The sequence below is a fragment of the Enterococcus moraviensis ATCC BAA-383 genome (assembly GCF_000407445.1).
Lineage (GTDB): Bacteria > Bacillota > Bacilli > Lactobacillales > Enterococcaceae > Enterococcus_L > Enterococcus_L moraviensis.
Genome location: NZ_ASWB01000003.1, coordinates 55,912 through 78,828, shown reverse-complemented (window position 1 = coordinate 78,828; position 22,917 = coordinate 55,912). Strand labels below are relative to the sequence as shown.

Sequence of the window (22,917 nt, the reverse complement as noted above, 5' to 3'; positions counted from 1 at the left end):
TTTATTGAATGGGATGATACGTAAATCCTAAACCGTGGACTTCAGCAACATTTGAAACAATTACAAATGAACTTGGATCGATTTGATCAATCACTTGCATTACAGCAGGATATTCACTATTTGAACTGACGATCATGAGCATTTGATTTTCCTGTTGTGTTTTGCCGCCAGTAACATTGAAAAGGGTGATTCCTCGATTGACAGTTTGCAGTAACTCCTCTTTTATTTCAGCCGTTTTATCCTGACTAAAAATCAAAATGGACTTTCTTCGTTTTACTCCAGTTTCAATATACGTCATCACCACAGAGGTAATGATGATTGATAATATCGCAAACAGAAATGACTCAACCCCAAAAATGAATACGTTTAGTAAAACAATAAAAGCGTCTGTTACGAGTAACCCAGTGGATGTATTGATATGCCAATACTTTTGCAAAATTAGGGGAGGAATCGTTGTTCCCCCACTTGAAGCGCCGATTTTATAAAGAATCGCAACACCAATCCCAAAAATGGCGCTACCAAAAAGGACAGACAATAATCGATCGGATGTGACCATGATTTCTGGAACAATAGCCAAAAAGAAAGGAAAAAGTAAACTACCAATCAATGTATTGAAGAAAACTTTTTTTCCTAAAAAGAGAATGGTTAAAAGTAACATCACACAATTTAGTACCAAAACAACAATGGATCGATCGATGGAAAAAGCAGCTTCTGCTAAAATACCCAAGCCGCTCACACCGCCTGCTGCAATATGATGAGGCCCTAAAAACATATTGATCGCGATACTCAGTAGCAGAACTGCAAAGATGATCAACAGGATATTTTGACCTTTACGTAGCGCAGTCATTTTACTGACCTACTTGAAAGATAGCTATCTGGCATATGGTCTAGAATAGCCAATGCTAATTCAACGGATTTTACCATCTCATCAATGGGAATATATTCATTGACTGTGTGGATTTCTTCATAGCCAATCGACAGATTCAATGTGTGTTTGCCAGAGGCATTGAAGATATTAGCATCACTACCACCACCACTGATTTCAGAAACAAAACTTCGACCGATTGTTGTTGTAGCTACTTTTGCGATTTGAACTGGTGTTGAATCATTTGCTAAATGAAACCCAGTGGCTTTTTGATCGATTGAAAGAGTAAAATCACCACCATAGCGACTAGTTGCCTTTATAAAAGCTTGCTTTAAATCAGCAAGAAAATCACGAGCTTTTTCATCTGAAATCGATCGTACCTCTCCTTGGAGCTTCAATTGCTCCATCACAACATTGATTCCTGCACCACCTGAAATTTTTCCGATGTTTGACGTTGTGTGTTCATCTAATCTGCCAAATGGAATTCCATCCAGAGCTGATTGTAGGATTGTAAAAGCGGAAATCCCTTTTTCTGGTTCTAAGCCAGCGTGTGCAGCTTTCCCAGTTACGTCTATATCAAACATATATAAGAATGGGCTGGCGATAATTCCATGTCCAGCTGGTCCAGAATTATCAAGGACGTAACCAAATGTTGAATTGATCAATGACATATCTAAGGCGGCAGCTCCAATCAAACCAATTTCTTCACCAGGAGAAAAAACGAATTCGAAGGGGCCTGTTTCTATATTATTTTCTATGATCGTTTCAACCATTTCTAGAAGAATCGCAATACCAGCTTTATTATCAGCGCCTAAAATGGTTTCACCTTTGGAATAGAGAATATCATTTTTTTCAATGACCTCAATCCCTTCACCAGGCTCAACCGTATCTACGTGGCAAGAGAAGAAGACGGGTTCTTTTTCTAAATTTCCGGTGTATCTGGCGATGATGTTATTAGCGCCAAGCCCAGTTGTTTTCATTGAATCATCTTCATAGACTGTTAAACCTAAAGTCGTTAATTTATTCTTCAAGAGTTGAACAAAGTCTCCTTCTTTCCCCGAAACCGAAGCCACTTCAACTAATTCCGTAAATGTTGCTACTAATCTTTGTCTATTCATACAAAACATCCTTTCTTATTCAAACCTATTACTCTGCAACCATCCAAACTTCATCAATCAGCTTGATACGATGTAACTTAAAATCTTGTAATAAAGAGATATGAGAAATTATTTTTTCCATCGCTACCTCTTCATTTGGCTCCATCGAAACAAATTTTTTCGCAATCGTTTCACCATGTGTATTTAATAACTTGGCTTCGAATAGGTAACCATAAGAAAAATACTGTTCGATTTTCATGCCGGGTCCTCCCTTTGTTTTCTATGTCACAAATTTACCATGATGCCCTTCGTAAATGAATGGCAAAAAAAGCACAAAAACGATTTTTTTTGCCATTGTACTGTTTTATTTTAATGAAAAGTCAGTAGGGACTAAGGCTTAACTCTTGGCCCAAGTGATGAGTGTCATTTTTTTCTCTAAATCTGAAAAAAATGCCTTTATTATTGAGTTTCTATTCGATATTATAATACCTATAAGGTAATCTTTATGAATGCGGTATATGAGATAAAGAATCTTTTTTTATAAAACAAATGTTATTTAAAGGAGGATAAAGATGAATAAAACATTGCGTCAATTTATGATTTTTTTATTTGTTATACTAATCACATTAGGGGTTCTTTTTATTCTGTTTCCACAATTTCTTTTGATAGTATTTATGTTGTTTGAACTGATGGCTATTTTATTAAGTGTCTATATTTTATTTAAGCGGACTGATGTCACAAGTATTAAAATTGCTTGGATACTGACTTTGTATTGTGTGCCAATTGTTGGTGTATTTTTATACCTGTTTGTTGGAAGAAGCCAACTGAAAAGTACCATCATTCAAAAAGAAGAACAAAAAAAGCTACTTCACTACGTTCAAGGTCTAAAAACCATTGATTTGGAGCATCAAAGTCTGTTGGAAAGGAAAAATGAACGTCTATCAGGTAAAAAAGTATTAGGTGGTAATCACTTTGACGTTCTTACAGATGGACAAGAGACCTTTGAAGCTATTTTTTCAGAATTGAATGAAGCCAAAGAACATATTCATTTGTTTTATTTTATTATTAAAGAAGATGAACTGGCAGACAAACTTAGAAAAACATTGATCCAAAAGGCGCAGGAAGGGGTCAACGTTCGTTTTGCTGTAGATGGTTTAGGATCAGTGAAGTTATCAGATACCTATCTGGAATCATTGAAAGCGGCGGGAATGGAAGTAGCGGTTTTTAATCCAATCCGTTCGTTTTATCATTTTTCTAGAGCCAATTGGCGCAACCATCGAAAAGTAATCGTTATTGATGGGAAAGTTGGCTTTACTGGTGGTTTGAATATTGGGAATGAGTATTTAGGTATTACGTCTAAGTTTTCTCATTGGCGAGATAGTCATTTGAAAATAAGTGGCCCATTGGTTATGCAATTACAGGAAACATTTCTTTATGATTGGTTGTATATGAAAAATCTTGCTGGCAGTGCGAATGAGTTTATGGCTAAAACGTATTTTCCAACGAGTGTTGTAGGAAATGATGAGGGGCAAGTCATTTATGGCGGTCCGTATGACCAGGAACGAGTGGTGCGTGATGTTTTATTTAACTTGATTGATTCGGCAAAAGTCAAAATTTCCATTGCAAGTCCTTACTTTGTACCAGATGATGAAATGCTTGAGCTATTGCGGAGAACAGCGCGAAATGGCATCAAGGTGGACATCATCATACCAGGAAAAGGGGATAGGAAACTCTCTTATTATGGCAATGATTTTTATTTGGAGGCGCTCATCAGTGCGGGCATACACGTATATAAATACGACGATACAGCGTTTTTGCATTGCAAAGTAATGATCGTAGATGACGAAATAGCAACGATTGGCTCAACCAATTTTGACATTCGTAGCTTTGATATCAATCATGAAGTTTCTGCTATTTTATATAATGGAGAGGCAGTGCAAAAATTAGCTACCGATTTTACCAACGATTTGCAGAAGTCAAAAAGAATTACCGGAAATGATCTTTTGAAAAGAAGTCTTTGGCAGAAAATAAAAGGACGTATCTGTGGCCTTTTTGCCCCTCTTTTATGAGAAAGAAGAAATCATATCAAGCGTTTTTTTATAAGGCACATGCTATACTGTCTTTAAAGTAAGGAATTTTATTTGACAAGAAAATATGTTCACACTTAGGGGGCAAAAACATGCGGAAATTGTATATGGATTTAGTAACGGATAAAAAAGCGATTCGCCTGATTCATTTAATTTATTTTTTAGCTGATACCTCTGATTTATTAACAATGGAAGATGTAGCTGCTAACTTAGGTGTAACGAAAAAAACGTTAAAGAGTGATTTGGCGTTGTTACAGGAATATAGCCCAGTGATTGATGGATTTGTTCAAGTTAAAAAAGAAACCATTATCTTCAATCGAGACAGTACGTATACCATAGAAGAAATATTATCAGATATCATTGATCAACAGCCGCTTTTTACATTGTTAAGTGCACTATTGGATGGGGAAGAATATTCAATCGAAACGTGGTGCGAACGGATTTGGTTGTCTGAACGTACATTACGGCGCTATTTGCCTAGCCTAACAGAGGTTTTGGAACGCTATAATCTAACGTTGCAATTATCTCCATTTTTAGCGTTGATCGGTGAAGAAGCAAATATTCGGTATTTATATTTTGATTACACAAGTCAACGTGGTTGGAGAGAAGAAGATGTTCACTTAGATAAAACCATTCAAAAGTTTTATTATGAGTTTCAAGAGGCCTTTTTAACTAGATATCAGCGTGTTTTGACTTTAGATGCGAATCGAGCAAAATTGTGGCACCATGTTATCTTACAAAGAGTCACAAAAGGTTCATTTATTTTGCCAAGAACGAACGTCAAACAAAAATACCCAATGACAGAGCGTTTTGATGTGTTTTCGGAAATCTATGATCAATTAATGAAAAAATATTTTTCGATTGAGACATTGCCTTATGAAGAACATTTGTATGCATATGTTGTAACATTGGCTAGTGTGATTTATTTACCGCCTGAAGGTGAAATCTATTCAATCAATCTTACTCGTAAACATTCATACGAGAATCAATACAATACTATTTTTGATTTTAAAGGTAGTCTCCCTCTTGATTTGTCAAGAAGCAAAGAGATGTATCATTGTGTGAATTCATTCTTGGAAAATATCAGTTTATTATCAAGGGTAACGCCGTTATTTCAGCGGAACTCATTTGAATTGAATCAATATGCTCAAACTGAATTTCCGGAAATTTATCAATCTTGTTTGGCTAAATTAAACAAAGTTGAGTTGGCTCATGATGCACCGTTAGTCTACCCAGAAGATATTGCGACGAATCTAAGTTTACTATTTAGTTCATATTTGATCGATACGACAATAGAAAATAATAAAAAAATACTTTTAAGCATTTCTGGAGAAGCGTGCTATGTTCAGCATTTGATCGCTCTTTTGAAAAAGCGAATTCCTGGGAATTTTGATGTCGTTTGGGTATTCAATGAAAAAATTACGGAAGAGTATGTAAAAAGAGAAGGCATCGATGTGATTATTTATAATCATGTGATGTTGCTACCAATCGAAGATTGTTTGAATATTAAAGTGTCACAGTTTCCTGCAACAGGAGAGTTAGAAAGACTGACGAAAAAATTATTTGAGCTCTGAAATTGATAGTGTAAAAGATAAAAAGCCAAAATGAACTTTAACAAGTTCTTTTTGGCTTTTTTCACGTTTATTTCAATAATTCTTTTGCAATGTTTTCATTAATTGTGATCATTTGGTAAAAATCGTTGATCGCAACAAATTCATTCGGTTGATGAGCGTATTTTGTTTCACCTGGACCGAGTATCAAAATAGGAAACTCTTTTTTGACACGGCCAAATTGTGAGCCATCAGTATAACCAGTCATGCCAAATGTATTGGCTGTTTCACCTGTAACATTTGAAACAACTTGTTGTGTTAATAGGGTGAAAGGATCATCAAGTTCTGTTTTCATAGAAGGAAGATCATTGATAAATTCAATCTCAGCTTTAAAATTAGGCACAGTCGCCGTTAATTTATCAAGCATTGCGTTAAATTGTTGTTTTAATTCAGTATGATCTTGTGCTTTGATAGTACGAATATCGATTTCAACAGTACATTTGTCGGGAACAACGTTGGTCCCATTACCACCTTTGATAATATCAAGGCTAGATGTTGAGGCACCGACCAGTTCGTCTACTGATTGAGAAAAATCGAAGGTTTCTTTAAAAGCATTTAAAACGAGCAACATATGCTCGATCGCATTTACGCCTTGATCTGGCATTGAACCGTGTGCTGTTTTGCCATATGTTGTGATGCGAGGCCATAAAGCCCCTTTGTGTGCCACACCGATTTCAACATTTGTCGGTTCACCAATCACTAATGCGTCAAGGTCATCTGCGTATCCTTGATCAACTAATTGACCGGAACCGATGGCACTTGTTTCTTCTCCCACCGTAGCTAAAAGTTTTACCGTTCCTTTGAAATTTGCGCCTGCTTCTTTTAAACGAATCATTGCAACAACTGCTGCAATTAAGCCGGATTTCATATCACAGGTTCCACGACCATAAAGCAATCCATCTTTTTCAATCGCCGCAAATGGATCTTCCTCCCAAGGGATTTCCCCAACAGGCACCACATCCATATGACCAGAAAAACCTAGAACTGGACCTGTTTCACTACCTTTTAATGTTGCAACCAATTGATTCCGTCCTGCGCTATATTCGACTTGTTCACAAGGAATATCGTGCTGTTCAAATAGTGCTTGTAATTTATCCGCAACTAATTTTTCGTTTCCTAAAATACTTTTGATTTGTACAACTTCTTTCAATAACTGTAACGCTTCTTGATTATCCATGAAACTTCTCTCCCTACACTTGTTTTTCTTTTGGAATAATAAAAACGATGGAACATAAGGCTAAAACACAGAAAAGAATATTGGTCAGCAAACCAAATGTTGCACCTTGCGTGTAATTGCCACTCGCACTAAATCCGTTATAAACAGCAGCAGAAATCGCTACGCCTAAAGCGCCACCAAGGGAACTAGCCATTTTATAAATACCAGAAGCCACCCCTGCTTTTTCATTTGGTACACTTGAAATTGCAGTGTCTGTAGAAGGTGTAGCATACATTCCTAGTCCCATCCCAAACAAACTGTAACCAATGAAAACTAAGACAAAATAGGCAGTACCTGTAACCATGGTTAATGCCATCAGCCCTACTCCAGTACCAGAAAGAATGGTTCCCCACAACATGGGTTTCTTCGCTCCGATGGTTTGTAATAATTTTTCGCCGATTCGAATTGTGATCAAAACTAAACACAAGTAGCCAATTGATAACATCCCAGTTTTAGCTGAAGAAAGACCACGTCCTTGCTGAACATAGGTGTTGATCACAATCAAGGTACCAGCGACTGCATTTAACAAGAAATTAGAAATGGTTGCACCAAGATAACCGCGATTTTCAAATAAAGAGAACTCAACAAAACTATTATCGATGGCTTGCTCCACCTTATAAAATGCAATCAAACCAATGATAACGACTGCTGCTAAAATAAGTACGATTGGGCTAGTCCAACCTAATTCAGACCCTTTAGAAACAACAATATTTAAGGCAACCATAGAAACGATAAACAAAAGTAACCCAATTGAGTCAAATTTACTATTACTATCGTTAACGACTTTACTTTCAGGGGTACCAAAAATCAAGAGCGCGCTACAAATCGAAACGATAATTGAAAAAATAAAGACATAACGCCACCCTAAAGAACTAGCAACAGCGCCACCAAAGAATGAACATAACCCAGAACCGCCCCAAGAGCCAATCGACCAAAAACTTAGCGCACGTTGACGATCTTTTCCTTCATAATAGGTTTTGACTAATGCCATTGTCGCGGGCATGATACAAGCCGCTGATAATCCTTGTAGGATGCGACCGCCAATAAATAAAATAGGTCCATGTGCAACAACTAAAGCTGCTGAACCGATAACACTTAAAATAAGGCCAATATACGTTAATTTCATTCTACCTAATTTATCCGCTAAACCGCCAGCTACGACGATAAAGATACCAGAAAATAAACCAGTCATAGAAATTCCTATGCTTAAAACGCCAGAGGAAACACCTAAGTCACTTTGCACGGCTGGCGCCATATTCAGTAAAGATTGGGCAAATAGCCAATAGGTCAAAACACTTAATACGATCCCTATCAGTAATTTATTTGTCCCTTTATAGGTTGCAGCATCTGCTGCTGTATGTGTTGTTGCTTTCATGATTAAACTCCTTCAGATAAATAATATAAAACAGCTGCACCCATTGATTTTGCAGCGATCAATAGACAATCTTCGTCTATATAAAATTTAGGATGGTGATGTGGATACATTGGTGTTCCTTCTTTGTGTGCACCAACGAAAAAGAAACAGCTTGGGCGCTCTTTCGCATAATAAGCAAAATCTTCGGAAGGGGTTTGTGGTCCACACTCGATTAATTGTTTAACTTCCGGGATTTGTGCTTCGTTCAAGGCTTTTGCGACCATTTCAGTGGTTTTTGGATCGTTGACACAAACAGGGTAATCATTAGCGTAATCAAGCTCATAGCTGATGCCGAATGTGCGGCAGATACCATCTAGAATCTGTTTAAATTCTTTTTCAACGATTGCTCGAGTTTCTTCTTTCATAATCCGTACATCGCCCTCAAGTGTGACTGAATCCTTGATAACATTGGCTGACCCTTTACCGTCAAATGAACCGATCGTAACAGTTGCCGTATCAAATGGATCGATTCTGCGGCTGACGATGGTTTGAACAGCTGTTACAAATTGAGAAGCTGCAACGATCGTATCATTCGCATCTTGAGGTGTAGACCCGTGTCCACCTTTACCATGCATGACTACTTTGAAAGTTGCTCGACCAGTGTGAACAGATCCAGGGTGATAAAGGACATCGCCAAGTGGCATCATGCTCATTACGTGAATGCCCAACACATGATCTACACCGTCTAAACAACCCGCTTCGATCATTCCTTTGGCGCCACCGGGTGGTACTTCTTCAGCTGGTTGATGAATGACACGAATCGTTCCAGCAAGTTGATCTTTTAACTCAATCAGTGAATCAGCTAAAATCATCATGTAAGCGGTGTGTCCATCATGTCCGCAAGCGTGCATGACACCGTTGGTTTTTGATGAAAAAGGAAGTCCAGTATCTTCTTGAATCGGCAGCGCATCGAAATCTGCTCGAATCGCTAAGACTGGTCCTTTTTTTCCACCGTGAATATCGACTAAAATACCATTACCGCCACCAACATTTGTTTGAATCGTACAATCTTTGCCTTCATAAAAATCAGCAATATATTTTGCTGTTTCCGTTTCATGAAATGACAGTTCTGGATGTTCATGAAAATGTCGTCGAATGTTGATCATATCTGTTTCTTTTTGTTGAAGCTTTGTAAATAATTGTGTCTGTAAATCGTCCATTTCAAATTGCTCCTTTCAACTACATTACATATTCTATGCTTAATTAAAAACTTCACAATGATAGGAATTTCTAAATTTCAGAAATTAATTTTCAAAAAAAACAACAGGAAAATAATGTGTATATAAACGAACGATATTTTCTTGTTTGGGTGGTATAATGAACAATATATAGAAAGTTGAGGCGTCGAAATGATTGTAAATGAAAATTATCAGATTAGTTATCAACAATTAGAGAGTGAAAAGAATAGTTTTAGTAAAGAAACGACGATTTTGATTGTTTTAGAAGGGGCGATGCTCATTACGATGGATGAAATGACGACTCGTATAGAAACGGGTGAGTTATTTGTGCTCAATACAGGGGACCACTTTATGTTATCAGCCATTCCATCTGTTCCTTGTTCTTACTTAGAATTAGGCATCAATAACCTTTTTTTTGCGACTCAGTTTCCAGCGTTTTTTTATACTCATTTCGATTGTCAGCCTAAACAAAAAGAGCATGGGAAAATGTATGCGATCGCTTCATTGCGAAGACAAGTGGCTGACTTGTGCCTCGTAGAGTTTAGTGATGACCCTTTAAAACACTTAAAAGTAAATCTATTTTTAACGCAAATTATTCTGTCTCTTGTTCATAATTTTCAAAAAGAGAATGGTACGGACTATCATCTTTCTGACAATCAAAAACTCAGAGAAATCCTAGAATATATTGAAGAACATTATCAAGACGGTATTTTATTATCAGATACTGCGGAGCATTTCTTTATGTCTGAATCCTCGTTGTCTAAGTTTTTCAAAAAGGAAACAGGAGATTATTTTTCTCACTATGTACGGACGATTTGCATAAAACATAGCTTATCAGAATTATTGTATACGAAGAAAAGTATTGAACAAATTGCGTTGGATAATGGCTTTAGCAATAGTAAAACTTACCGTGAACATTTTAAAAAGCTCTTTAATGATTCACCTACTCATTATCGTTCGACCCACTTTCCAGAATCGGGGATGCCTAAAAAAAGCAATCAAAAATCCCAAGCTACTGAACTTAAAGTCAAGGAAATTTTGGTGCCATTATATAGTTATATTCAAATAGCGACAGAAGATGTACGGTCTTCAGAGTTATCACTAAAAACAAAACAATTGCAGATTACAACAGAAAAACAAACAACTGAATATCAGAAAAAAGAAATTATCATCCATATTGGGGCATGGGATGCTTTAGCCTCAAAAAAAATTCAAGAGGAAATTTTAGACGTAAAAAAACATATGTCGATCAAGTATATTAGTGTTCAAAGTTTAGTCAAACAGATTCCTTTATCCGTTCAAATTCATGAAGAAGCCGCCATGAATTCTTTTCCTGCATTTGAAAAGTGGGATTACATATTGACCTTTTTAGAAGCAAACAACCTAGCAGTTTTTTATCAATTGTCACTTGTAGAATTTAAAGCATTAAGTGTTAAAGTTAAAGACCTTTATCGACAATTTTTTCGGTATATTCAAAATAAATTTGGCACAAAAGTTACAAGTCAATGGAAAATCAACTGCTTATTCAAAGGAGAACCCCTTGCGGAATATCATCCTGTCTTTTTAGAAATAAAAAAAATGGTGGCAGATATCTCACCAAAAATTGAAATTGGAGCAGAAATTCCATTATCTGATCCATTTTTTGAGAAGGAGGAACAACAGCAGGTCTCAATTTTTTTTAAAACAATGGCAACGATTTGCGATTTTCTTTCATTTTCGGCTGAACCTAATTATGTATTTAAAAATTTAGATAGTTCATTTCCTGATCTAAAGAATTACCATCAATATGTGCTGAACAAGACGTTGTATATCAAACATTTGCTAAAAGAATACGAAATCAAATTGCCTTTATATCTTACAGAATGGAATACGTTAACTGGGATGACTAGAAATAGTAATGGCACATTTTTTAGAGGCGCAATCATCTTAAAAGATCTTTTGATGATCGATACTTTAGTAGAAGGCTTCGGTTTTTGGTTGAATATTGAGGTATATGAACAACAAACACAAAATAGACCGCTAAAAAATGATGGCTTGGAGTTGTTTCATTATTACAGCGGAAAACGACCAGCTTATTTTTGTCTATTGTTAGCAAGAAGAATGGAAGGGATGGTTTTAGCGCAGGGAGAAGAATATATATTGACCTATGAAGCGGGGCGCTATCAACTGCTTTTATTTAATACGAACTATTTTGATCCTCATTTGTCTTCGGAGGAAGCGTTTCTTAAAAGTCAAGCGGTGACCTTTGAAATCGAATTAACAGCTATTAAAATAGGCGCTTATCAAATCAAGCAAATTGAGTTTAACCGGCACAATGGTGCATTATTTTATACGTATGAGGATTTTCAGCAAGCTAAAATGTTAGATTTAGAGGCACAAAATTACATTGTGGATCGTACACGTCCTAAAATCAAAGTTTTTGATACGCAAATCGACGATACCTTTAATTATTATGTGACACTCGATACGAATGGGATTGTGTTACTCGAACTAACGCCGATCCTTAGCTAGCAGAAAGTTCGTTTCCTTGACGTAAAACGGTCTACTAGATAGTATTTAATAAAGCAAGCTACAGGAGAGGACGAAGTGAAATGAGTATTTATGACTATCAAGTGAAAACGACGAATGATGAAACAGCTTCTTTAGAAAAGTATCGAGGAAAAGTACTTTTGATCGTCAATACAGCAACTGGCTGCGGTTTTACCCCTCAATATGAAGGGTTAGAAGAGCTATATAAAAAATACCGTGAACAAGGATTAGAAATCCTAGATTTCCCGTGTAATCAATTTGGTCATCAAGCTCCTGGCACCAATCAAGAAATCAGTGATTTTTGTCAATTGACGTATCAAACGACATTTCAAACGTTTGGAAAAATCGATGTAAATGGAGAGAACGCTGATCCGTTGTATACTTTTTTAAAAGGTGAAAAAGGTGGGCTTTTAGGTGGTGCGATCAAGTGGAACTTTACGAAATTTTTAGTAAATCGTGATGGTAATGTTGTAAAACGCTTTGCACCAACTGTTGAGCCAGAAAAAATTGCTGGAGATATAGAAAATTTATTGTAAGAAATACTTTTTTTGTTATTTGATATTAAGAATTATTTCATGGTACAATCATTTTAGTAAGTTGGAACAAAAAAATGAGCTCCTATAGAATTAGGCTACCTAGGAGCTCTTTTTATATTCACCGACCTAAAATTTTGTTCTCTTTACTGCGAATCTTTTGGAATGAGTTTTCTAAAAGCGAGTAATAGAAAATTCTAAAACAGTGTATAATGAGGATACTCAAAAAAGATAAGAAAGAATGATAAATGAAAAAAATTTGTTTTAAGTGGAGTATTATTAGTTATTGATTTTTTATACTCACTATTTAAACTTTATGTAACCCTGTTTATCTTTTATCTATTTATCGATCTAGATTCGAGTAGAAATGGTCTAGGTATTTATCCGTTTTTTTCTATGATAAGGGAATTGTAGGTGTATTAGTAACAGCTCCTTTTGCACTCATCATGCTTATCATATACATGTGGTGTAAACATAGAATTCAGTCATAGATGATTTTGAAAAAGTTTCCTCGCAAAACGTTTCCCTAATTAAACGATTGAACTAAAAAAAGGAGAGAATGATTGTTATGGATAAATTTATTAAATATTTAAGTTGGATAGCAACTATAACAGCTATCTTAATGTACGTATCTTACATACCACAAATAGCGAATAACCTTAATGGCCAAAAAGGTAATCCAATACAACCAGTTGTTGCCGCAATTAATTGTACATTATGGACTTCTTATGGTTTCTTGAAAAGACCAAGAGATTATCCCATCGTAATTGCCAATTTTCCTGGCGTAATTTTTGGATTGATTGCTTTTTTAACTTCAATATGAAGTTAAAAACCATTGGTCTTTTAAAATCAACTTGAGGGTATTTACGGGGATGATCGTAAAAAAAATTAAATTACTTCAAACTAGAGAAATCGGATTCTCTAGTTTTTTTTTGCTAATATTACCAAATTCCCACGGGATTAAGACAGAAAAATACTACAAACAAAAAAATACCTCAGACTGGTTGCTAGACTCTAAGATAGGCGACAAAATAAAATACGCAAATTTAAGTATGAATTCTTTTTTAGAAATGCTTTTGCATTAAATGGATTGAAAGCCCTTACCGATGTAAAGATGGTATAAAGAAGCCCACTTAACTTTAACACTATCTTTATAGGAAAGTTGATATGCTATTTTTATCAAATGAAGGAGAGGGATTTTGATGACGATTATATCTTGAATAATTGCAGGATTACTGCTTATTTACTTATTTTACCAACTATTTTGGGGGGATCAACGGTGAGTACAATTATTATCCAACAAACAATCTTTTTTATTGTCTTGATTGGCTTAGCTATTCCACTAGGTTTTTATATTCATAAAGTAATGACAAACCAAAAGACAATTTTGACAAGAATGATCCATCCAATCGAAACGAAAATCTACCAATTTTTAGGAACACCTGCGCAAAAAGAAATGACAGCGAAGCAATATAGCTTGAGTGTTCTCTTTTTCAGTTTCTTTTCGTTTATTCTTTTGATGGCGATGCTTTTGGGACAGGGATTTTTGCCGCTGAATCCTGAAAAATTGCCAGGGACAAGTGTTTCATTAGCGTTTAATACTGCAGCAAGTTTTATCACTAATACGAACTGGCAAGCTTACGCGGGTGAAGAGACCTTATCGATCTTTACACAAGCTTTTGGATTAACTGTCCAAAACTTCGTATCAGCAGCTGTTGGGATTGCGGTATTATTTGTTTTACTTCGTGGCTTTACAAATCGGACAACAAAGCAAATTGGCAATTTCTGGCAAGATTTAACAAAAATTATTTTATATATTTTATTACCACTCTCTTTTATTGTTTCCTTACTATTGATTTCTCAAGGTGTTGTTCAAACGTTTGCTGGTTCCGTTGAAACGACCAGTATAGAACTCGGCCAAAAGATCTTTTTACCTTTGGGAACTGTTGCTAGTCAAGTTGCCATCAAACAATTAGGAACAAATGGCGGTGGCTACTTTGGTGCCAACTCAGCTCATCCATTTGAAAATCCTAACTTGATCAGTAATTTCATTGAAAATACTTCAATTTTATTGATTCCTGCGGCTCTGATCGTCGCTTTTGGGCTGTTTGTGAAAGATTGGAAACAAGGTCGAACAATCATGATCGTTTCTCTTGGCTTTTTGATGGCAGCTTTGATTGGTGTGACGTTAAGTGAATATTATGGACCACAATTTAGTCACGTTATCGGTCAAATGAACATGGAAGGCAAAGAAACGCGTTTTGGTATTGGTTGGTCAAGTCTTTGGGCAGTTAGTACAACAGCTGCTTCCAACGGTTCTATCAATGCTATGCTGGATAGCTTCACACCACTTGGCGGATTGATTCCAATGTTCTTGATGCAACTAGGTGAGATTATCTTTGGTGGTGCGGGTAGTGGGCTCTATGGAATGATCGTTTTTATCTTGCTTGCTGTTTTTATTGCGGGCTTATTAGTCGGAAGAACACCCGAATATCTAGGAAAAAAAATCGAACCTTTCGATATGAAAATGGCTTGCCTAGTGATCTTAACGCCGTTGTTATTGACCTTGATCGGAACGATGTTGTTTGTCTTGAATCCACAAGCAATGTCCTGGTTAACCAATCAAGGCCCACATGGTTTTTCAGAGATTCTCTATGGTTTTTCTTCATTAGCGAATAACAACGGAAGTGCTTTTGCAGGCTTAACCACTGATACGACATTCATGAATATTCTGGGTGGAATCATTATGATTCTTTCCCGTTTTATCCCAATGTTAGCCGTGATTTATTTAGCCTCTAATTTAGGGAAAAAGAAAATAGTTGCAACCGGGTCAGGTACACTTTCAACGACCAATGCAACGTTTGTAACGATGTTGATCATTGTGATTTTAGTGATTGGCGCGCTAAGTTTCTTGCCTTCAATGGCATTAGGACCAATCGCAGAACACTTTATGACAAAATAAAGCAAAGAAGGGGAAACAAGTGAAAAATACACAAAGTAAACGCAATGTTTATATAGAGGCTTTCAAATTGTCTTTCAAAAAACTAGCACCAACGATTCAATTAAAAAACCCAGTGATGTTAGTTGTTTATCTGGGCGCTATTTTAACGACGATTTTGTACGTTTTAACCTTTGCTGGCTATACAGATGCAGAGCCATTCTTTATTTTAGCGATTGCCATTATTTTATGGCTGACGATTTTATTTGCTAACTTTGCTGAAGCAATCGCAGAAGGTCGGGGAAAAGCTCAGGCAGAAAGTTTAAAACAAGCGAAGAAAGAAGTTACCGCACATAAAGTTGCTTCAATCGAAGACGCTACGGCAAAAAAATTCACTCAAATCAAGTCCTCTGAACTAAAAAAAGGAGATCTTGTTTATGTAGCGGCAAACGAACAAATTCCAATGGATGGCGATGTGATCGATGGTGCGGCTTCGGTGGATGAAAGTGCAATAACAGGGGAATCAGCTCCTGTTATTCGTGAGTCTGGTGGTGACCGTAGTGCTGTTACTGGTGGAACAACCGTTGTTTCAGATTATTTAGTGATTAAAGTGACAGCTGAAAATGGCGAATCCTTTTTAGATAAAATGATTTCTATGGTAGAAGGAACTGAACGGAAAAAAACACCGAATGAAATTGGGCTCCAAATTATTTTGATTATGTTGACGATTATTTTTCTAGTTGTTTCAGCCACATTAATTCCTTTTACAAAATTTTCAAGTGAACTGGTCGGAAATGGTTCTGCTCTAGCGTTAACAACGATCATCGCTTTACTTGTTTGCTTAGCGCCAACGACTATCGGTGCATTGGTTTCTTCTATAGGAATTGCCGGAATGAGCCGCTTAAACAAGGAAAACGTGATTGCAATGAGTGGACGGGCAATCGAAGCCGCAGGAGACGTAGATATTTTATTATTGGACAAAACAGGTACTATCACGCTAGGCAATCGTCGAGCAAGTGAATTTATTCCAGTGACAGGTATCAGCGAATATGACTTAGCAGATGCTGCTCAACTGTCCTCTTTAGCAGATGAAACGGCAGAAGGACGCAGTATCGTTATTTTAGCCAAAGAACAATTTGACATCCGTGGTCGAGAATTAAATCAGGTAGAGGTTGAATTTATCGAGTTTACAGCAAAAACGCGGATGAGCGGCATCAATTATCAAGGGGATGAAATTCGCAAAGGTGCTGCAGACACGATGAAACAATATGTAGAGGAAAAAGGCAATCGCTATCCAGAAGAATGTGATACGATCGTTCAACGTGTTGCAAACGAAGGTGGGACACCTTTAGTTGTAGTCAAAAATAATCAAGTATTCGGCGTGATTTATTTAAAAGATATCGTCAAAAATGGTGTGAAAGAAAAATTTGAAGACCTACGAAAAATGGGGATCAAAACGATCATGATTACAGGCGACAATCCAATGACTGCAGCAGCAATTGCCGCTGAAGCAGGCGTGGATGATTTCTTAGCAGAAGCAACACCAGAAAATAAAATGAGTTTGATTCGTGACTACCAAGAAAAAGGACATCTTGTTGCCATGACAGGTGACGGAACAAACGATGCACCAGCATTAGCCCAAGCAGATGTTGCGGTGGCCATGAATACTGGAACACAAGCCGCCAAAGAAGCAGGAAATATGATCGATTTAGATTCCAGCCCAACCAAATTGATCAGTATCGTCAAGATTGGGAAACAATTATTGATGACGCGTGGTGCATTGACAACATTCAGTATTGCCAATGATATTGCAAAATATTTTGCGATCATCCCAGTTTTGTTTTTCAGCATCTATCCAGCTTTGAATGCATTGAATATCATGAAACTAACAAGCCCGACAAGCGCAATTTTATCTGCGATCATCTACAATGCCATAATCATCGTAGCGTTGATCCCATTGGCGTTAAAAGGTGTTTCCTATAAAGAAAAACCAGCCAGTAAAATTCTAAGCCATAATTTACTTGTTTACGGGTTGGGTGGCGTGGTAGCACCGTTTATTGCGATTAAAGTAATCGATGTTCTATTGACACTCGTTTTGTACTAAACGTTACTTACCCTAGGTTCATAGGCTAGTCTTTCGGAAAAAAGATAAAAATAGAGTATGGCAGAGAGCACCATTCTCTATTTTTGCTATTTTTCTGTCAAGACTAAACGAGCCTATTCATCTTTAAAATTAAGGAGAAAATCTCATGAAAAAAATAATGATCGCTTCACTAAAAAGTATTTTATTATTTACGATAATCTGCGGTGCCATTTATACTGTAGCAGTAACAGCCGTTGGTCAAGTATTATTTCCAGCCCAAGCAAATGGCAGTTTAATCAAGGATGAAACAGGTATCACAGGGTCAAAATTGATTGGACAATCCTTCTCAGAAGAAAAATATCTCCATGGACGTCCTGAAAAAGTGAGCCAACTATCACCTGTATCGAAAGAACAAAAAAATCGTATTGAGAAACGTGTACAAGAACTTGACGTAAAAGAAGTTCCTATTGATTTGGTTACAGCATCAGCGAGCGGTATCGATCCTGAAATTTCAATTGAAGCGGCAATGACACAAGTCGAGCGAATCGCGACGAGTAGAAATATGAAAAATACCCAAGTCCGTGCTATAATCAAACAAAATATCACAGGACTTAAAATCGGACCAGTTGATTCACAACGTGTGAATGTTTTAGGTGTAAACCAATCATTGGATAAGTCTAAATAAATAATCAGACTATCTCAACCTCGAAATAAAGGATGGCATAAAAAGTGGAAGATGAACGTTTAGATCCAGAACACTTACTAGAAAAATGGAAAAAGAACGAACAAAGCCTGAGGTCTGGTCGACTGAAGGTTTTCTTCGGCTATGCGGCAGGCGTTGGGAAAACCTACGCGATGTTAAAAGAAGCCCATGAACAACTTGAAGAAGGAAAAACAGTTTTAGTAGGCTATGTTGAACCCCATGCTCGTCCTGAAACAGAAAGCTTAGTGGCAGGACTACCCGCATTGCCCACCAAAAAGTATGAATACAAAGGGATTGGGATCAACGAATTTGACGTGGATGCTGCATTACAAGCAAAGCCAGAGATTATTTTGGTGGATGAACTTGCCCACACCAATGCTATAGGCGCTAGAAATAGAAAAAGATACCAAGATATCGAAGAACTATTAAAAGCGGGGATCGATGTTTATACAACCGTTAATGTCCAACATATCGAAAGTTTAAACGACGTAGTGGAGCAAGTGACGGGGATTCATATTTCCGAAACCGTACCTGACACATTTTTTGAGACCAGTTCATTAAAAGTAGTAGATATTGAAACAGAAGAATTACTAGAACGATTGAAACAAGGAAAAATCTACCATTCCGAAAATGCCAAAAAAGCCATGGCCAATTTTTTTAAAACAGACAACTTAACAGTTTTAAGAGGCTTAGCCATTCGCAAAGCATCGGACCATATCAATACAACGAATCAGCAAGAAACACAAAAAAGTACGGGCATCCATTCTAAATTACTCACGATCATCGATGAAAAGAATCCAGATATGACAAAAAAATGTCTTCGTTGGACTGCTCGCTTAGCCCAAGCATTAGGAACGGAATGGATTGCACTGGAGATTTTAGAAGACATGTCTGAACATTCAGAGTCTGACAATTCAAAACTTGCAGCGAAACTTGGTGGTGAAGTGGTCACCTTAGAAAGTGACAATCAACGAGACACAATCATTCAATATGTGAAAATGAGAGGTGTTACCGATCTGGTTATGGGCAAAGTCATTAAGCGCTCTCGTTTTATCCGTTTATATCGACCAGATTTAGAAGATGAATTAGTTGCTTTTATTCCCGATGTAGACATTCATTTAGTTCCTTATCAATCCAATAAATATTTATTAAACAAGTATGCCACCAAGAAAAAGAACTTACAAAGTATTTTTACTTGGAAAGATTTTTATATGACGATTGGGTTACTCGCTGTGGCAACATTGCTTTCAGAGTTAGGTTCTTATTTTCATATTGGGGATCAAAATTTAATTTTGATCTATATTCTTTTTGTTTTGTTAGTAGCCCGAATAACGACGGGTTATCTATGGGCGGCACTTTCTTCGATTGCTAGTGTTTTGATGTTTAACTGGTTTTTCGTCGAACCGTTGTACTCTTTGACTGTTTACAAACAAGGGTATCCCGTAACGTTGATTTTCATGCTACTGGTTGCTTTATTAGTCAGTAATTTAATGATGCAAATCAAAAAACAAGCATTCTACGCCATGAAACGAGAGCATCAATTAGAGATTTTGTATGAACTGAATAAAAAATATTTAATTGCTCAGGACCAAAAAGAAATTTTTTCAACAACAGCTGAATACTTGTCTAATATGCTAGAGAGAGAAGTCGTTTTATATGGTGAACAAGAACTGAAAAATCCAGAAGGTGCACCAATCAAAGGACCGTTAAGAAGTTTGGAAGAATTAGCGGTGGCAAATTGGGTCTTTGTCAACCAAAAACAAGCTGGCTATGGAACAGATACGTTAATGGGCGCTAAAGCTCTCTATTTACCAGTTTTATCAAATGGCGTTACATTAGCGGTAATCGGTATCGAAAAAAGGAAAGAAAATCCAATCACAGATGAAATCATTAGCTTTTTAGAGTTGATTTCCACACAGCTTTCGTTAGCGATTGAACAAAATAAACTAACAGCAGAGCGCCAGCAAATCTTATTTGAAAATGAAAAAGAACGGATGCGGGGGAACTTGTTACGTGCAATCTCACATGATTTACGAACGCCGCTTACTGGAATATCTGGATCAGTTGAAACGATTTTAAATGATGATGAGACAGCCAAACTGCCGCAAGAAACCAAACGCAGATTGCTTGTTGGGATCAAAGAAGATGCAGATTGGTTGATCCGTATGGTAGAAAATTTATTATCGATCACTCGAATCAATGAAGAAACGATGAAAGTGGCTAAAAGCAAAGAAGCCGCTGAAGAAGTTGTTTCAACCGCGATCCAGCGGATTAGAAAAAGCTATCCTACTAGTGAAATCAAGGTCACATTACCTGAAGAGTTTATACTTGTACCGATGGATTCGATTTTGATTGAACAGGTCCTATTCAACTTGATAGAAAATGCGATCAGACATTCTGAGAGTGCTTCTCCGATTTTCGTTACCGTTACGCAAACTGAAAACGACGTGACTTTTGAAATAGCCGACCAAGGCAAAGGATTAACCCCAGAACAATTAAAATTATTGTTTAGTGGCATGACCCAACAACATACACCCGTCGATTCTAAAAGTGGCATGGGGATCGGATTATCAATTGTTAAAACGATTATTATGGCACATGATGGAACGATCACTGCGGGAAACAGACCACAAGGTGGCGCAATGTTTACTTTTGCTTTACCACTGGAGAGAAAGGAGTAACTGTAATGGCAACGATGTTGATTATTGAAGATGATGATGTAATTGCTGAATTCATGGGTGCTGTCTTAGAAAAAGAAAAGCATACGGTTCATCTAGCGCATTCGGCATTGGAAGGGCTATCGACCTTTCGGATGTGGCCGGTAGATTTGATATTACTTGATCTCGGGTTACCCGATCAAGATGGAATCGAAGTGTTAAAAAAAATCCGAGAAATCGCTGCTGTACCAATTATTATCATTTCAGCTCGAGATCATGAAAATAATAAGGTTGAAGCACTAGATCTAGGAGCAGACGACTATATTACCAAACCATTTGGAACACCAGAATTACTTGCTAGAATCAGAACAGCATTAAGACATGCTGCGAGGAACGGAGATATTCAAAACGAAGTGAAACAAATCAACAATGGTGATTTATGTATCGATATTGAACATCACACAGTTCGTAAAAGAGGGAACGTGATTCATTTGACCCCCAATGAATATAAGATCATTCAAGTTCTGGGTGAAAATGTTGGCAAAGTTCTGACTCACACGTATATTTCTCGAAACGTCTGGGGACCATACAGCAATGAAAGTCAGACTCTAAGAGTAAACATGTCAAACATTCGCAAGAAAATTGAAGACAATCCTGTTGAGCCTGAATATATAGTGACAGAAATTGGAATAGGCTATCGAATGTTAGAAAAATAACGTAAACGAAACTAAGGCAAATTTTGTCTTAGTTTTTTTCAGCAAGAATAGGAGTATCGAAAACCAAAGGATGGTAAAATTAGGACTATAAGTTAAGTGAAATGAAGGAGGAGCGAAAATGAATGTAGTAACCGCTGTTGATTCTATGAAAGGATCGATATCCAGCATTGAAGCAAATCAAATCATCACAAAAGTATTTACAGAAAAAGGGCATATTGTCAAAGACATAGCAATCGCTGATGGTGGTGAAGGGACTGTGTCAGCAATCGTAAAAAATGGAGACGGTCAGAAGATAACAGCACACGTTCACGCCTTAAATGGACAACTAGTGACTGCTGAATTTGGTTGGTTTAGTGCTAAAAAAGTGGCTGTGATCGAATCGGCTGCGGCATCTGGTATTCAGTATTTAGATGGGACAAAAGCAACACATCCACTAAATACCTCTTCTTATGGCACAGGAGAATTGATTTTAGCAGCAATAAACCACGGAGCACAAACAATCATCATAGGCCTAGGGGGAACTGGAACAGTGGACGGTGGAATGGGCTTGTTAAGTGCTTTAGGGGTTGAATTTTTTGATCAAGAAAATCAGTTATTATCTGCTAAAGGAAGTCACTTAGCTGTAGTGGATCATTTTTCAATTGAACAGGTAGATGTACGTTTGGCAGATGTTTCATTTCAGATTGCTTCAGATGTCACTAGTCCATTATTAGGGGAAACAGGGGCTGTTTATATGTTTGGTCAACAAAAAGGCTTAGCTGAAAATGAGCTAACTAATTATGAAGCAGGAATGAAAAACTATCAGGAAAAAATATGCGGGGGAATTGAGTCAGTAGCTGGCGACGGGGCAGCGGGAGGAATTGGTTTTGCGGTCAGAGTCTTTTTAAAAGGTGTCATTCAATCAGGCTTTGCGCTTATTTCAGAACAAACGGGGTTAGAAAAAGCAATTAAAGAAGCTGATCTAGTCATTACAGGGGAAGGGAAAATGGATGATCAAAGTCTGCAAGGAAAAGTCCCAGTTGGTATCGGACGTATCGCAAAAAAATACGATGTCCCAGTTATCGCATTTGTAGGAAGCTTTGACGGCGTGCAACAGCGTTTTCGTGAAGAAGGAGTGTCTGTGATCGTACCTATTATTGATCGAATAACGACGTTGGAGCAGGCGATGAATGAAGTGGAAAAAAACTTGCAGATTACCGCCAAACGAACGTTAGATTTATTAACTCTAATGGGGAAAAAATCTATCTAATGAGTGTTATCAAAAGAATGTGAAACAGTTTTTGTTAGTGTG

The 22,917-nt window shown here is 37.1% G+C and carries 17 protein-coding genes; 11 read left to right on the top strand and 6 right to left on the bottom strand.

The genetic code is table 11. The features are described 5' to 3' along the window. Position 1: 1 nt before the first annotated feature. From I586_RS10435 to I586_RS10425, 3 genes are read right to left on the bottom strand one after another with little or no spacing between them, the layout of a single operon-like run. Complete coding sequence (locus tag I586_RS10435; protein WP_010766117.1) at positions 2 to 847, bottom strand: YitT family protein; 846 nt, start codon at positions 845 to 847, stop codon at positions 2 to 4. Next, positions 844 to 1,983 (bottom strand): M20/M25/M40 family metallo-hydrolase, encoded by a 1,140-nt coding sequence (locus I586_RS10430; protein ID WP_010766116.1) that lies wholly within the window; start codon positions 1,981 to 1,983, stop codon positions 844 to 846. Before I586_RS10430 ends, I586_RS10435 begins: the two co-directional genes overlap by 4 nt. A 28-nt stretch (positions 1,984 to 2,011) precedes the next feature. Beyond that, positions 2,012 to 2,221, bottom strand: coding sequence for a hypothetical protein (locus I586_RS10425; protein WP_010766115.1), 210 nt, complete (start codon positions 2,219 to 2,221; stop codon positions 2,012 to 2,014). A 313-nt stretch (positions 2,222 to 2,534) separates the two neighbouring features. Here I586_RS10425 and cls point away from each other — a divergent pair, with 313 nt between their 5' ends. Together cls and I586_RS10415 are read left to right on the top strand one after the other, a co-directional pair. Further along, on the top strand, positions 2,535 to 4,031 hold the full coding sequence (cls, locus tag I586_RS10420; protein WP_010766114.1) for a cardiolipin synthase: 1,497 nt from the start codon (positions 2,535 to 2,537) through the stop codon (positions 4,029 to 4,031). A gap of 110 nt (positions 4,032 to 4,141) precedes the next feature. Then, positions 4,142 to 5,623: an AcpB/EbpR/MafR family transcriptional regulator gene (locus I586_RS10415; RefSeq protein WP_010766113.1), complete on the top strand. Its 1,482-nt coding sequence runs from the start codon at positions 4,142 to 4,144 to the stop codon at positions 5,621 to 5,623. A gap of 67 nt (positions 5,624 to 5,690) precedes the next feature. On the opposite strand, the gene I586_RS10410 is transcribed toward I586_RS10415, so the two are convergent. From I586_RS10410 to I586_RS10400, 3 genes are read right to left on the bottom strand one after another with little or no spacing between them, the layout of a single operon-like run. Continuing rightward, positions 5,691 to 6,836, bottom strand: coding sequence for an ArgE/DapE family deacylase (locus I586_RS10410; protein ID WP_010766112.1), 1,146 nt, complete (start codon positions 6,834 to 6,836; stop codon positions 5,691 to 5,693). Between the two features lie 13 nt (positions 6,837 to 6,849). Further along, positions 6,850 to 8,250 carry an MFS transporter gene (locus I586_RS10405; RefSeq protein ID WP_010766111.1) on the bottom strand — a complete coding sequence of 467 codons (1,401 nt, stop codon included), beginning with the start codon at positions 8,248 to 8,250 and terminating at the stop codon, positions 6,850 to 6,852. 2 nt (positions 8,251 to 8,252) lie between these two features. Beyond that, positions 8,253 to 9,449: a M20 family metallopeptidase gene (locus tag I586_RS10400; RefSeq protein ID WP_010766110.1), complete on the bottom strand. Its 1,197-nt coding sequence runs from the start codon at positions 9,447 to 9,449 to the stop codon at positions 8,253 to 8,255. Between the two features lie 189 nt (positions 9,450 to 9,638). Between I586_RS10400 and I586_RS10395 the strand changes: the two genes are divergently transcribed. From I586_RS10395 to I586_RS10350, 9 genes are all read left to right on the top strand, one after another. Beyond that, on the top strand, positions 9,639 to 11,978 hold the full coding sequence (locus I586_RS10395; RefSeq protein ID WP_010766109.1) for a helix-turn-helix domain-containing protein: 2,340 nt from the start codon (positions 9,639 to 9,641) through the stop codon (positions 11,976 to 11,978). Positions 11,979 to 12,058: 80 nt separating this feature from the next. Beyond that, the gene (locus I586_RS10390; protein WP_010766108.1) at positions 12,059 to 12,532 is read left to right on the top strand and encodes a glutathione peroxidase; all 474 of its coding nucleotides are present in this window, start codon (positions 12,059 to 12,061) and stop codon (positions 12,530 to 12,532) included. Positions 12,533 to 13,097: 565 nt separating this feature from the next. Then, a complete protein-coding gene (locus I586_RS10385; RefSeq protein WP_010766107.1) occupies positions 13,098 to 13,352 on the top strand; it encodes a SemiSWEET family transporter in 255 nt (84 codons plus the stop codon). Between the two features lie 456 nt (positions 13,353 to 13,808). Beyond that, positions 13,809 to 15,491, top strand: coding sequence for a potassium-transporting ATPase subunit KdpA (gene kdpA / locus I586_RS10375; RefSeq protein WP_010766105.1), 1,683 nt, complete (start codon positions 13,809 to 13,811; stop codon positions 15,489 to 15,491). A 19-nt stretch (positions 15,492 to 15,510) separates the two neighbouring features. After that, on the top strand, positions 15,511 to 17,571 hold the full coding sequence (gene kdpB / locus I586_RS10370) for a potassium-transporting ATPase subunit KdpB (RefSeq protein WP_010766104.1): 2,061 nt from the start codon (positions 15,511 to 15,513) through the stop codon (positions 17,569 to 17,571). 145 nt (positions 17,572 to 17,716) lie between these two features. After that, positions 17,717 to 18,235: a potassium-transporting ATPase subunit C gene (locus I586_RS10365; RefSeq protein ID WP_010766103.1), complete on the top strand. Its 519-nt coding sequence runs from the start codon at positions 17,717 to 17,719 to the stop codon at positions 18,233 to 18,235. 44 nt (positions 18,236 to 18,279) lie between these two features. Then, positions 18,280 to 20,934 carry a sensor histidine kinase gene (locus I586_RS10360; protein WP_010766102.1) on the top strand — a complete coding sequence of 885 codons (2,655 nt, stop codon included), beginning with the start codon at positions 18,280 to 18,282 and terminating at the stop codon, positions 20,932 to 20,934. A 5-nt stretch (positions 20,935 to 20,939) separates the two neighbouring features. Next, complete coding sequence (locus tag I586_RS10355) at positions 20,940 to 21,626, top strand: response regulator transcription factor (protein WP_010766101.1); 687 nt, start codon at positions 20,940 to 20,942, stop codon at positions 21,624 to 21,626. Positions 21,627 to 21,744: 118 nt separating this feature from the next. After that, positions 21,745 to 22,875, top strand: a complete 1,131-nt coding sequence (locus I586_RS10350) for a glycerate kinase family protein (protein ID WP_010766100.1) — start codon at positions 21,745 to 21,747, stop codon at positions 22,873 to 22,875. Positions 22,876 to 22,917: the final 42 nt, after the last annotated feature.

Bases quoted from the DNA above. Each gene is read 5' to 3' on its own strand.
- I586_RS10435 (WP_010766117.1), bottom strand. From the start codon at position 847: ATGACTGCGCTACGTAAAGGTCAAAATATCCTGTTGATCATCTTTGCA.
- I586_RS10430 (WP_010766116.1), bottom strand. From the start codon at position 1,983: ATGAATAGACAAAGATTAGTAGCAACATTTACGGAATTAGTTGAAGTG.
- I586_RS10425 (WP_010766115.1), bottom strand. From the start codon at position 2,221: ATGAAAATCGAACAGTATTTTTCTTATGGTTACCTATTCGAAGCCAAG.
- cls (WP_010766114.1), top strand. From the start codon at position 2,535: ATGAATAAAACATTGCGTCAATTTATGATTTTTTTATTTGTTATACTA.
- I586_RS10415 (WP_010766113.1), top strand. From the start codon at position 4,142: ATGCGGAAATTGTATATGGATTTAGTAACGGATAAAAAAGCGATTCGC.
- I586_RS10410 (WP_010766112.1), bottom strand. From the start codon at position 6,836: ATGGATAATCAAGAAGCGTTACAGTTATTGAAAGAAGTTGTACAAATC.
- I586_RS10405 (WP_010766111.1), bottom strand. From the start codon at position 8,250: ATGAAAGCAACAACACATACAGCAGCAGATGCTGCAACCTATAAAGGG.
- I586_RS10400 (WP_010766110.1), bottom strand. From the start codon at position 9,449: ATGGACGATTTACAGACACAATTATTTACAAAGCTTCAACAAAAAGAA.
- I586_RS10395 (WP_010766109.1), top strand. From the start codon at position 9,639: ATGATTGTAAATGAAAATTATCAGATTAGTTATCAACAATTAGAGAGT.
- I586_RS10390 (WP_010766108.1), top strand. From the start codon at position 12,059: ATGAGTATTTATGACTATCAAGTGAAAACGACGAATGATGAAACAGCT.
- I586_RS10385 (WP_010766107.1), top strand. From the start codon at position 13,098: ATGGATAAATTTATTAAATATTTAAGTTGGATAGCAACTATAACAGCT.
- I586_RS10365 (WP_010766103.1), top strand. From the start codon at position 17,717: ATGAAAAAAATAATGATCGCTTCACTAAAAAGTATTTTATTATTTACG.
- I586_RS10355 (WP_010766101.1), top strand. From the start codon at position 20,940: ATGGCAACGATGTTGATTATTGAAGATGATGATGTAATTGCTGAATTC.
- I586_RS10350 (WP_010766100.1), top strand. From the start codon at position 21,745: ATGAATGTAGTAACCGCTGTTGATTCTATGAAAGGATCGATATCCAGC.